This is a genomic window from Streptomyces sp. NPDC087844, assembly GCF_044742785.1.
Classification (GTDB): Bacteria; Actinomycetota; Actinomycetes; order Streptomycetales; family Streptomycetaceae; genus Streptomyces.
On the sequence record NZ_JBIUVD010000055.1, the window covers coordinates 1 to 11,743 of the forward strand.

Genomic DNA, 11,743 nt, shown 5'->3' on the forward strand with positions numbered 1-11,743 from the left:
TCCCATTGCTCGTCGGTGAGTTGCCTACGTGTCACACCCATCGTCCTACCAGGTCCTACCCACGCACGGGACCAAAACCCGAGATTGATCACGACCTCACACGGGCCCTAGCTCCTTTTTCCGTCTGTGAGCGGTGGCCGGCGCGGATACCCGCACCGGCCGCCGTCGGCTGCTCCGAGGACGTTTGTCATGTCTTTGCCCGAAACTCCTGACGTCGCCGCCCGGTTCCTGCCACCGACGACCCGCGTGGGCTGGCAGGCCCAGCTCGACCGGGTCATCGACCCGCCCGACCTGGCAGCCTTCCCGCTCACCGAAGGCCCCGTCGAACTCGACGATCCGCGGCTTCTCTACCACGCCACGATGCGCACCGTGCAGACTCCGGCGCTGAAGAAGGCGGTAGCCGTCGCACGGCGGCTGTGGCTGGTGGGCGGCCCCCGAAGCGAGGGACCGCTGCACCTGGCCGTGGACGGGCCGGGCGAGACCGGGATGACCACGGTGCTGCGGCAGATCGGCCGAACCTACGAGGGATTCGTCCGCGACCGGCTGCCAGCCGCCCCCAAGCGGATCCCGGTCATCCACATCAACACCCCCCTGGCTCCGGGCAGCAAGCTGGACATGTCGGTTCCGTTCGCCGAGTTTCTGGGCCACAAGCACACCAAAGACCCCGAGAGCAGCCAGCGCAGCACCGACATGACCGGGCCCGTCTGCCACGTCATGAAGACCCGCGGCACCCGCCTGGTCCTCGTCGACGGCATCGACCGCCTGGACAACTCCGAACTGAAGACGGCCTTCGACTACTTCGGCTACCTCTCCGCCGAATGCAACGTCTCCTTCGTCTACTGCGGGATCGGTGCCAGGGAGATCGTCAACGAGGCCCGCCGCGGCAGGCGGCCCGGCCCGCCCGACGGCGGCGCAGGCGGCATTCCCACCCTGGCGGTCAATCCGATCCCCTACAGCACCGACGACTACGAGCTGTTCCACCAGGTCGTCAAGGCCCTCGACGAGGGCCTGTGCCTGCACCACCACCATCCGGGCGACCTGCTCAAACTCGCCGCCCACCTGCACCGCCGTACCGGCGGCTACATGAAGGCGCTGTCCTACCTCGTGTGCCAGAGCGCGCAGGAGGCCATCGAGACCGGCATCGAGGCGATCACCGAGGAACTGCTGGACAGCCAGCTGGTGGGCCGCTTCGACGACGATCCGCTGCAGGCCTGGTGACGGAAACGCAGAATGCTGCCGTGGATACCGCGGCCCGCCGGTGTGGAAGCAGCCGGGCCGGCCGGACTGGGCTGCTCCTGCACCGGATGAACAGGCCGGGTGCCGAGGATGCGGCGCCGGCCGTGCGGCTTGGTCAAAAGGGCGGCTCGGCATTGCGGTACGGGCTGGAGAGGGAGACCAGGAGCGAACAATGGAGCCTGCGCAGCAACGCCGTCTGCTCGTCCTGACGGGACCGGTCGAGCACCATCAGACCGGGACCGACACGGTGGAATCCGGCGGCCTGTGCGAGACGGCCGGCCGGCGAGTCCGTGCCGTCGACTCCGGTGGCGACCACCCGGCAGTCCCGGCCAAGGACGTCAAGGGCCTGGCGAGTGAGGATGGCGCCGAGCCCGAAGCCCCGCCACGCCGGGTCGAGTTCCACCTGGAGCAGGAGCAGCAGGTCTCCGTCCTGTCCGACGCCCAGCCGGTGAATCGGGCTGTGTGGGTTGTCGACGGCGTCGAAGGCGGCGGCCGCAGTGACGCCGACGCAGAGCGCATTATCGGGGTCAAACACCTGGGGGTCCTGTCCCCAGACGGCCTTCGCCAGCACCAGCCGGCCGACCTGCCCCAACTCGCGTTCTGCATCTGTCTCCGCCCCGTCCGGCAGGCGGTGGTGCACGCCCACGTGCCAGTACTCGATGTTGTTCTCGGACCGCCAGGACGGCAGAGCGTCCAGGGTGCACCTGTAGTCCAGCAGCAAGTGGTCCGGGGAGCCGGGAAGTTGCAGCGGGTCCAGAGGCCCGATCTGGCGAGCGGCGCCGCGGCTGGTCGGGGCTGGCTCCTTCACGGGCCGCATTCCGACATAACTCAGCAGGCGCCACCTGTCCTCGTTGATCTCGATTTCGTGATCGTCGTAGTCCCATTCCTCCGCGCTGTCGGCGTCGGTCAGGTAGAGTCGCACGGCGAAGTAGTGTGCGTGCTCCGCGGCCGGGATACCGACGGCGACTGCGGCCTCCATCAGCTGCTGCATGGCCTGGTCACGGCTGAAGTAGCCGAGTTCACCGTCCTTTTCAGGCCCTCGGCGACCAGGCAGGTCTCTTCTCTCACCGCCGGCGCGCCGCCGGCCTCCATATGCGGGTCGCACAGCGTGCGGTGCTGGTCGAGTCCAAGGCCGCATCCGGGCTGCCGGCACAGCCGGTGCACCCCGGATCAGTAGCCGCGGCCCAGCCGGAAGCGCCGGGCACGCCGCGTGGTCTCGGCCAGGACGGTGCCCTCCTTGTCGTGGCCTTCCAGGCGCAGGGATGTGTCTTCCAGTTCACCGCCGGAGGAAGCCAGCAGGTCGGCCAGGGCGAGGAGGCTGTCGCGGGCCACCGGCACGCCCAGCAGGTTGGAGGTGTACGTCATGGTGCCGCCCTGGCAAGGATGGGCGGGCGCGCGCGTGCAGGGCCTCGTGGAGCAGCTCCCACACGGACACAGCACGAGATGCGCCGGAGGCGGGGGCGGGCGGACAGGAGACAGGCAGGGCAGAGGCGTTCACGGGGACGGTCCTTTGCAGAGCGGGTGCGGGTATTCAGACGTGCTGCATGTCGGCGCAGGGGCAGTGCGAGCACGGTTCGCCCTGCTCCGCCGGGCCGGGGTGGCACGACCAGTCGTGTCCGCAGGCGCACAGGATGCCGCCCTGTGCGGCGGAGAAGGAGCAGATGTTGCAGGCCGCGCTCTCCGGCTGGGGGCTCTCGGAGGAAGAGGTCCGGAGCTGTTCGGGCAGGTGCTCGAGCAGTTCTCGCGGCAGGGCGGAGCGGCCCTGGTTGAGGATGATCTCGCACAGCTCGTGGTCGAGCCAGGCCTGGGCGGGATCGGCGGTGTTGGCGATCAGCCAGCTGCGGAAGCCAGCTGGCGCGTCGTCCAGGAGCGCCAGTTTCCCCCGGCCAGCAGTCTCCATCAGGTGAGTGAGGCGGGAGGCGAGCTCGCCACCGAGCTCGTGGCGGTCGGCGGCGGCCTTGCGTGCGTGCAACAGCACGCTGGTGCCGTGCGGCTGAATGGCCAGCTCGTTGGGCAGAGCGGCGCCGGATGCCCCGGCCGCGGGATCGGCGTGCCAGGGGCAGGGCACGGTCAGGCGGCTGGTGTACCACTCGGTGAACGTCATCGGGTCGGCGGTCTGGCTGCTCCATCCCCAGTCGACCACACAGCCGCATGCCTGCTTCAGCGGTGTCCAGGCGATCTGCGCCGCGCGCGCCCTGGCGCTTCGGCGCTGGCCGGCGTCGTGCAGTCCGCGCAGCTTGTGGCGCGGCTTGTTCTTCTTCGTACGTCCCATGGGATGCCCCCTGCTTCGTCACGGAGACGGCTGGGCCCGTTTGGCCTGTGGTGTCTCTCCTCCAGGGCAACGACCGATGAGACGAAGAGCAGTGGATGTGATCACCTTCTCGCTACTTCGTGTGATGGTCGAGCATTTACGCGATCCGGTGGGCAGGCATATGACGCCCTCCCCGGGCAGGCTCAGCCTGTGCTGTCGGGCAGGGGCGTCTGCGTGGTGATGACGTCTGGTCAACTCTCCGCCGTGACTCCGGGTTGACGCTCCGGGGACTCCTGCATCGCCTCCGGTGGATGTCTTCCCTCAGGTGCTTCGGGGCCGTGCGCCGGCAGCGGTGTCGCGGCGGCGGCCTTCCCTGTCAACGGTGTCGGCGTGAGGCCGCCCGGCCGGAAGGTCCCGCCCGGGGACGCGGGCCCACTGATCATCCGTGCGGATGAGGTGCGACGGCACCCGTCTCGTGCGGCGTGCGCTGTTCGTTGGTGCCTAGGCACTCGGCCGTGCGGGCCGGGTGGAGGGGAGATGTGCGCGGTGCGTCGGCGGTCTTTCATCATCGAGCGGCACGAATTCCAGGTCCAGGGCGACTGGGTGGGTCAGGTCTTCACCGGCGTGTTGACCTTGCTCGTGGGCTGCTCCGGGTCCGGCAAGTCGACGGGTTTTGAGTCGCTGCTGTACCCGCTGGGCCTCAACAGCGGGAAGATCATGCATGCGGTGCGGTCGTGCACCCAGGTCCGTCTGGTGTTCCGTGTCGGCGATACGCGGTGGCAGGCGACGCGGCCGGCGGTGCACCGCGGCGGCTATGTGTCCTTCGAGAATCTCAGCGACCCAGCCCTCGGCGAGGTGCGTCGGCCAGTCGCCCGCGGGCGCGGCGGCGAGCAAAGTGCCAGCGAGTTCGTCATGGAGTTGCTGGGGATCCCGCTCCTGGGCAGCGGCGCGGGCCGGGTCGGACTGGCCGAGGTGGAGCGGTGGATGGCGCTGCGACAGTCCACCATTGCCACCGCCTATCTGGGCGGAGGAAGCGACGCGGTCCGCCGGTTGACGGGGCGGGTGCTGCTGGGCCTGCACGACGAGCACATCGACGGACTCCAGCAGCGGTTCCAGGAGGCCAAGTCGGCCCACGCACAGGCGAAGGCGTCGGCCGCGGCGATGCGCGCCGGGATGCCGGGCTGCCCGGCTTGATGGACTTGGAGGCGACCGAGCAGCTGTGGAAGCAGGAGCACGCGGCCGCGGCCGAGCGGGCGAAGCAGGCCCAAGCGGAGCTGAGCAGGCATCAGTGGCACGTGGCCGAGCTGGACAAACAGCGCGACCAGGCAAGGTCGGCACACCAGTCGGCGCGCCGCCATACCGGCGCTGTGGAGGAGCGGCTGCGGCAGGCCCTGCGCCATGAAGGGCTCCTGGAGGGCCGATTGGAGGGGCTCAGGCAGCGGGCGTCCGTGCCGCAGCACTGTCCGCAGTGCCTTCAGGTGCTGCAGGCGGACGGCCTTCCCGATGACCACTGCCGGGTGTGCAAACAGAAGGACGCGCTGCACGCGCAGCGGCTGGCGGACCAGGCGGCCCTCCTCGCGGCGGCGGAAGAGTCGCTCGCCTCGGCCCGGCAGGCCTGCGGGCGGCTGGAAACCGAGCTGGCGCGGGCCAAGGAGACGGAAGACACGGCCCGGGAGACGGTACGGGCGGCAGAGCAGGTGATCGGTGACTTCACGCGTTCCACCCTCGACCCATGCCGGGCGGCCGCCCTCACACACGAGAAGGAGGCTGCTCACCTGGCCGGACGCCTGGAGCAGCTCCAGGAACGAATCAAGGAAGTCGGGGTACTGGCAGCGCTGGAAGCCGAACGGGACCGGCTGCAGGAGGCCAAGGACCAGGCGCACCAGATGTGGAAGGAAGCGGAGAAGAAGCTCGCCACAGAGCTCAAGCAGCTGGTGGAACAGTGGTCGCACCACTTCCTCGCCCGGCTCAAGGCGGTCAACCCTGATGTGCGCCACGCCCACATCGACCCCGAGATGTTCCTGCCCCACGTGGACGGACTGGCCTTCGACGACCAGGCAGTGGCCGGCGGCCCGCAGACCCTGGCCAACCTCTGCGCCATGCTCGCCCTGCGCGATCTGGCACGCTCCGTGCCGACGGTGCTGCTCCCGCTGTTCTTCATGGTCGACTCGCCGCTCAGCGGCCTGGGCGGCCAGGGCCTGGACGGGCAGATGGCCGAGCGGCTCATGCAGCAACTCGCCGACGCGGCCGCCGTCGCGGATGCGGACGGTACGCCGATGCAGATCATCGCCGCGGTCAACGACCCCCTGGCCCACCCGCTGACCGGGGTGCGTGAGATTCGCCTGGACCGCAGCAACCGCTACATTCCTGCCCAGCTGGATGCCGAGACGGCCTGACCAGCGGGGAGAACTGGTCAGGAGTAGGCAGTGCGGCCGGTCGGCCCTTGATGCCCGTCGGCCGTCTCCTCGGTCAGCCATCGTGCTTGGCGGGTGTCGTAGTCGGGAGCCAGCAGGCGCTGGACGTCGGTGACGTACTCGGCGGCCGTCTGTCCCTCGGGCGCGGCCAGGACACCAGCGTTTCTGCGGTCCGGGCCAAAGCCGGCCCTCGGGCAGAGGTCGTTCGCCGACCGTCCGTCGTACTCAGGTAGTGGGCGTACTGCTCCTCGGTCAGGCGCTGTCCCGACCAGCCGCTGCAGAACGAGCACATGGGCCCGTTCCATTGCCAGAAGTCTTCCAGCTCAAGCAGTTGCGCGAGGGAGATCCGTTCCAGGCGCGGGCCCAGTGACCTCGCGTGTTGGCAGGCATCTCCTACTCCGTGGGAGCGGCCCGTGTACCGGCCGTGCAGGTTCGACCCGTACACCCACACTCCGGCCAACGGCCCCAGCCGGCTGGGGTTTTCCCGGAAGGGACCGACGTTGAAGGAATCGGCGGAGAATGTGACCGCGTCGGCAAAAGCCTTCTGCAGTCCGAAGTGGAGGTCCTGGATCTGCTCGCCGAGCTCCCGCAGATCCGTTTCGCTCGTCACGTCAGTGACCAGGGCCAGTGCTGTTCGCTTGTCGCGGCTGTCCCACCCGGCCTGCTGACAGCGGCCCTGCAGATAGAGCAAGGAGTCCTCGGCGCGCACGCTCCCGATGGTCTCCAGCCAGCCCTCCCGGACCTGCGGCCGCCGGTCCGACGCGACCGCTCCTTGCGCTGCCGGCTCCGGCTCCGTAACGATCGTGAGCGAGGCGGCTCGCGGACGGTAGGCATGCGAGAGCTCGAGCAGTTCCTCGCGCCGCTGGGCCAGCAGGTCGCCAGCTTTCCGCAAGGCGGGATCCAGCAGGTAGACGCCTTCTCGGAAGTGGGCGAACCCGATGCTCTCCCACAACGCAGCGATCTTGCGGCGGGCTTGTTGCCGGTAGGACTCGGACACCTCCTCCCGGTCATCGGGCCATTCGGCCATGCCGGGTTCGGCGGCTACCGCGCAGCAGCCGCCGGCCAGGCGCCGGATTGCCTCGGCCGCAAGGACGGGACCGAGTCCGAAGCCGCGCCACGGTGTGTCCAGGAAGACCCGGTCGAGAATCAGCAGGTCACCGACCGGGCATTCGATGGCCTCGTCAAATGCGTCCGTGTACTGCCCGGTCCGGGGGTCGAGGACGGTCGAGGCGATGGATTCCAGATCGCCCGACTCCGCGTCGGCGGCCTCCCACCGGTTGTCCGCGGTGTAATCCCGCAGCCGGCACAGCAGCAGGTAGCCGATCTCCGTGCCCTCCTCGATGGCCCGCTCGCAGGCTTCGCTGCACCCCTGGGGGCACTCCTCTGCTTCTGCGTGGAAGAGGCGTACCGAGACGTGCCACTGCTCCAGGGTGTCCTCGAAGTCGTAGGGCGCGATGGGATGGCCGTACGTGTAGACCAGGCGTAACCGGGCCGGGTCGCCGGGCAGTTCGGGTGCCGGACGGCGGGATGCAGTCATGTCTGGGGAGGGTAGCGGGCGGGTCTGACAGCCGCCGCGAAGTCGACCAAGGATGAAAGACTTGCGCCCGTCCGAAGCGCCCGTGACACACGGCGCCCCGTGGGTGCTGCTCCGGCCTGTCGGGGATATTGATGCCGAAAAGGCCTTACGCAGACGTACCGACCGGCTATGGTCTTGGACTGACCCGGGTTGCCGATCGCATCGACAACACCAGTCACCTTTGACTCTTACGCTGTCCGGAGATGCGGCTGCACCGCGCCTACCAGCCGCTTCCCCTGCCGTATGCGGTCGGCCCGTGGCCGGCCGCGGTCGTTGGAGTACTCCTGTGACAGCACCACCCGTTTCAGCCGTGCCCCGCAGTTTTCTGTGCGAGCACGCGAGCAGCAAAAGCCGCGTCCTTGTCCTGCTGGCCCATGCGAACAGACCCGCCTGCGTGCAGGCCGTTTTCACCTGCCGGGACGCCCACGTGGCCCAGCACGCGGCCCGACTGCTGTCGTCCGCCGCCCTCAACGGGGCCCTCACCGAGCAGCAGGAGATCACGGCACGAAAGATCGCCACGGAGCTGCCGGACGCCCCGGCGGCGTCTTTCCGTCAGGCCCTGGAGCGCGCCCGTGCCGGCGTGTGGCCCAGCACTGCTCCCGCATTGTTCTCAGGGCCTGCCGACGACCCGCTCGAGGGGCCGGTTGAAGACGAACCCGAGCTTCCCGTCTCGGCCACTCGATCGCCGAAGGATGCCCGGCTGGCCGACCTGCCGGGCCCGGTGGTCCGGGTGGTGCAGCTGCGTGAGTTCCACGTGTACGACCAGGCCAAGGCGCTCGCTGCTGCCGCGGCCGGCGGCTGGGAGCCGATGCCGGACGAGGAGTTGGGCGAGGACGATCCGCACGACCTCGTGGGCGCGGTCATGTTCGCTGCTGAGAGCACGGGAGAACTGCCCGGCATGGAGTGGCTGACCGATGCCCAGGAAGGCCAACTCCTGCTGTCCGCACGGGAAGACGAGGTCGCCGACTGGTCGACCGAACCCGTCCGCATCAACTTCGGTACCGGCTGGCGGCTCCAGCAGGCCGCCAACCCCTACGCCGCTCCCTCGCGACACACCGGTACCACTGCGGCTGGGCCTGAAGAGCCGCAGCCGGACTTCGCCTCGCTCTTCGCCTTGCCCGAGGTGTGCGACTGCGAAAAGGAAGACTGCCAGAAGTGCCACTGGACGTTCACGCCGCGCACGGCCGATCTGCTGTTCAGCGCGCTGGAAGAGCTTGCCGAGGCGGCCTACGACGACGCCGCCGAGTTGGGTGAGCGTCCCGTCACCAAGGACGACGACGGTGCATGGGGCTTCTTCTCACGTCTGCCGCAAGTGACGTGGCGTCAGAACATGCAGTGGCGCCGCAATCTCGCCCGGGCCTGCGACGATCTGGCAGGCGAGCTCCGGCGCGGCGCCTGGCCCCGGCCCACCTGCGCGGCCGAGGAAATGGTCCTGCATCTCGCCCTCGGCGATGCCCCCGCCCATCTGGAACCCGGCAACAGCGCGCATGCGGCGCTGCCCACGCACCGTGACGACTACGACTTCGACGCCTGCTCGGATTTCTTCTTCCAGGATGACGACGTGCTGTGGCTGTACGACAGCAAGTACAACTCTCCTGAAGCAGACGGCTCCGGGCCCTCCGCCGTCCCGCCCGCTCTGCATCCGGACAACTGGTTCGAGGACTTCCTCAACGTCTCTGCACGCTCTGCCGAACGCGGGCACCGCCGCTGAACCACGGCATCACCCCGCTTCCGTGAGTCGAGTCGATCCCACCCTCCTCGCATGCGCCTCGCGTATCTGCCCAACCACCGCGGGCCGTCACCCAGATCTGTAACAGAGAGCACCTGGTATGAACGTGAGCACGCAGCCCGTGTGGGCTGAAGAAAAGATCGCGGGCAACAAGATCCGCCAACTGCTGGTCCCGGGCAGCGCGTTGGAGGTCACCGACGAGGACGGGATGCTGCGGGTCTCCAACGTCTACGGCAGTTGGCCCGCTGTGCGCACCGTAGCCGACGCCGTCGACGAGCTGACGGCCGTGCTGCCCAGCCGGTCCGGCCAAGAGGTGCGCTGGCAGGGAAGCCTCGCCTGTACGCCGCAGACGGTGGTGGAGTCGTATCGCAAAGCGATCGGTTTCCGCCCGTACGGTGAGCCGCACAGTCTGCGCCGCCCGCAGATCGGCGCCCTGCACGCGGTGATGGGGCACTGGGCCTCGGGCCTTGGCGACCCGGGCATCGTGGTCATGCCCACCGGCACCGGCAAGACCGAGACCATGCTGGCGCTGCTGGTGGCCGCGCGGATGGAGCGGCTGCTCGTACTGGTGCCCAGTGCGGCTCTGCGGGACCAGATCGCGGGGAAGTTCGAGACGCTCGGCATCCTGCAGCAGGAGCAGATCGTGAAGGCCGGCGCCTTGCGGCCGCGGGTGGGCCGGTTCGAGCACGGGTTCAAGGACCCGGAAGAGGCGGCTCGGTTCGTCGGGGCCTGCAATGTCGTCGTCGCCACCCCGCAGATCCTGAGCAGGAGCGTGGGGAATGTACGGATGGCACTGCTGTCGTCGTTCTCCCATCTGATCGTGGATGAGGCGCACCACTCCCCCGCGGATACGTGGGCGAGGGTGGTCGACGGCTTCTCCGACCGGCCGGTGTTGTTGTTCACCGCCACCCCGTTTCGGGAGGATGGCCGCAGACTGCCCGGCCGTACCGTGTTCCGATTCCCGCTGCGGGAGGCCCAGCGGCTGGAGTACTTCACGCACATCAACTACCGGGCGGTGTTCGGTGTCGAGGACGTCGACCGGGAACTGGCCGAGCTGGCTGTTGGTCAGTTGCGTGCCGATCTGGAAGCCGGGCACGACCACTTGCTGATGGCGCGGGCCGAGAGCATTCCGAGGGCGGAAGAACTCGGCTTGCTCTACCAGGAGTTGGCGCCCGGCTTCAATCCCATCGTGGTGCACCAGGACGTGGGCGTCACGCGCCGCAAAGCGGCCGTGACCGCGCTGCGGGAGCGCGAGTGCCGCATCATCATCTGCGTCGACATGCTCGGTGAGGGGTTCGACGAGCCCGCCCTGAAGATCGCGGCAATGCACGCGGCCCGCAAAAGCCTGAGCCCGATGATCCAGTTCGTCGGCCGGTTCACGCGGGCTGCGGACGGACTGGGCGAGGCCACTGTGTTCATCGCGCAGGAACCGGCCGCCGGCGCCTCACCGCTGCGCCGCCTGCTGCGCGAGGACGCCGACTGGAATCATCTGCTGCGCGACCTCACCGACCGCGCCACCCTGGCCGCCGAGGAGACCAGCAGCTTCGACACCAGCTTCACCGGTGCGCCCGAGGAGGTGGCGGTCGGCGTGCTGCAGCCGAAGATGAGCGCGGTCGCCTACCGCGCGGCCACCGCCGGATGGCGGCCCGAGGCCGCCCTCACGCTCTGCAAGGACAACGAGCGCATCCTGGACGACGCCATGGCCCTGGGCGGCGAGGACTCCCCCGTTGCCTGGTACGTCATCGAACGACGCACCTCCGTGCGCTGGGGCGCACCGCAGGAGTTGGAACAGGTCGTCTACGAACTGATCGTGCTCTACTTCGACACCACCAGGCGGCTGCTGTACATCCACGGCTCGGAGAAGTCGAGCACCTACAAGGAGCTCGCCGAGGCGGTGCTGGGCGAGGGCAGCGAGCTGATCAACGGGGCGCGCACCTACCGGGTGTTGGCCCGCCTGGACCGGCTGGTGCCGACCAACGTCGGGCTCAAGGACGCGCGGGACTACTTCACCCGATTTTCTCTGCACGTCGGCAGTGACGTCTCTCAGGGCTTCGACACCGCTCAGGAGCACAAAACCCAGACCCATATCGCCACGTCCGGCTTCGACGACGGCGACAGCGTCTCGATCAGCGCCGCGGCCTCGGGCCGGTTCTGGTCCCCCACCACCGCCCCGAGCCTGAAGGCCTGGACCGACTGGTGCGACCAGCAGGGCACCAAACTGCTGGACAGCACCATCAACCTGGAACAGATCGTCGACGGGTTCATCATCCCCCAGGACATCACCGCACGGCCCCCCTACGCGCTGCTGGGCGTTCAGTGGCCCTGGCAGGTCTACCTCGGCTCCCGTGACCGGTACACCCTCACCTACAACGACCGCAGTTACTCGCTCACCGACGTCGACTTCGAGGTCGACGACTACTCCCCCACCGGCCCGTTCCTGTTTGAGGTTCCCCCGCTGCGCGAGAGATGCTGATCAGCTGGTCAGGAGGGGTTGACGGGTGTTCAGGTTCGTTGGTTCGGCCGTCGCCCGCTCGGCG

At 68.8% G+C, this 11,743-nt stretch carries 9 protein-coding genes; 5 read left to right on the forward strand and 4 right to left on the reverse strand.

All coding sequences use genetic code 11. The features are described from left to right. Positions 1-189: 189 nt before the first annotated feature. On the forward strand, positions 190-1,218 hold the full coding sequence (locus tag ACIOKD_RS41790; protein ID WP_402093702.1) for an ATP/GTP-binding protein: 1,029 nt from the start codon (positions 190-192) through the stop codon (positions 1,216-1,218). A 133-nt stretch (positions 1,219-1,351) separates the two neighbouring features. On the opposite strand, the gene ACIOKD_RS41795 is transcribed toward ACIOKD_RS41790, so the two are convergent. The 3 genes from ACIOKD_RS41795 to ACIOKD_RS41805 form a co-directional block, all read right to left on the reverse strand. Next, positions 1,352-2,227, reverse strand: a complete 876-nt coding sequence (locus ACIOKD_RS41795) for a GNAT family N-acetyltransferase (RefSeq protein ID WP_402093703.1) — start codon at positions 2,225-2,227, stop codon at positions 1,352-1,354. 179 nt (positions 2,228-2,406) lie between these two features. After that, entirely contained in the window at positions 2,407-2,601 is a 195-nt protein-coding gene (locus ACIOKD_RS41800) for a hypothetical protein (RefSeq protein WP_402093704.1), read from the reverse strand. Positions 2,602-2,767: 166 nt separating this feature from the next. Then, positions 2,768-3,508: a hypothetical protein gene (locus ACIOKD_RS41805; RefSeq protein ID WP_402093705.1), complete on the reverse strand. Its 741-nt coding sequence runs from the start codon at positions 3,506-3,508 to the stop codon at positions 2,768-2,770. 516 nt (positions 3,509-4,024) lie between these two features. Between ACIOKD_RS41805 and ACIOKD_RS41810 the strand changes: the two genes are divergently transcribed. Further along, entirely contained in the window at positions 4,025-4,681 is a 657-nt protein-coding gene (locus ACIOKD_RS41810; RefSeq protein WP_402093706.1) for a hypothetical protein, read from the forward strand. Continuing rightward, on the forward strand, positions 4,678-5,883 hold the full coding sequence (locus ACIOKD_RS41815; RefSeq protein WP_402093707.1) for a hypothetical protein: 1,206 nt from the start codon (positions 4,678-4,680) through the stop codon (positions 5,881-5,883). The genes ACIOKD_RS41810 and ACIOKD_RS41815 overlap by 4 nt, the downstream gene beginning before the upstream one ends. Positions 5,884-5,956: 73 nt before the next feature. Here the strand turns inward: ACIOKD_RS41815 and ACIOKD_RS41820 are convergent, their stop codons facing one another. After that, entirely contained in the window at positions 5,957-7,438 is a 1,482-nt protein-coding gene (locus ACIOKD_RS41820) for a hypothetical protein (RefSeq protein WP_402093708.1), read from the reverse strand. A gap of 325 nt (positions 7,439-7,763) precedes the next feature. Between ACIOKD_RS41820 and ACIOKD_RS41825 the strand changes: the two genes are divergently transcribed. Together ACIOKD_RS41825 and ACIOKD_RS41830 are read left to right on the forward strand one after the other, a co-directional pair. After that, positions 7,764-9,188, forward strand: a complete 1,425-nt coding sequence (locus ACIOKD_RS41825; RefSeq protein WP_402093710.1) for a hypothetical protein — start codon at positions 7,764-7,766, stop codon at positions 9,186-9,188. 124 nt (positions 9,189-9,312) lie between these two features. Then, positions 9,313-11,679 (forward strand): DEAD/DEAH box helicase, encoded by a 2,367-nt coding sequence (locus ACIOKD_RS41830; protein WP_402093711.1) that lies wholly within the window; start codon positions 9,313-9,315, stop codon positions 11,677-11,679. Positions 11,680-11,743 lie beyond the last annotated feature (64 nt).

Coding starts and splice junctions, on each gene's coding strand:
- ACIOKD_RS41810 (WP_402093706.1), top strand. CDS start 4,025: ATGTGCGCGGTGCGTCGGCGGTCTTTCATCATCGAGCGGCACGAATTC.
- ACIOKD_RS41800 (WP_402093704.1), bottom strand. CDS start 2,601: ATGACGTACACCTCCAACCTGCTGGGCGTGCCGGTGGCCCGCGACAGC.
- ACIOKD_RS41820 (WP_402093708.1), bottom strand. CDS start 7,438: ATGACTGCATCCCGCCGTCCGGCACCCGAACTGCCCGGCGACCCGGCC.
- ACIOKD_RS41805 (WP_402093705.1), bottom strand. CDS start 3,508: ATGGGACGTACGAAGAAGAACAAGCCGCGCCACAAGCTGCGCGGACTG.
- ACIOKD_RS41795 (WP_402093703.1), bottom strand. CDS start 2,227: ATGCAGCAGCTGATGGAGGCCGCAGTCGCCGTCGGTATCCCGGCCGCG.
- ACIOKD_RS41790 (WP_402093702.1), top strand. CDS start 190: ATGTCTTTGCCCGAAACTCCTGACGTCGCCGCCCGGTTCCTGCCACCG.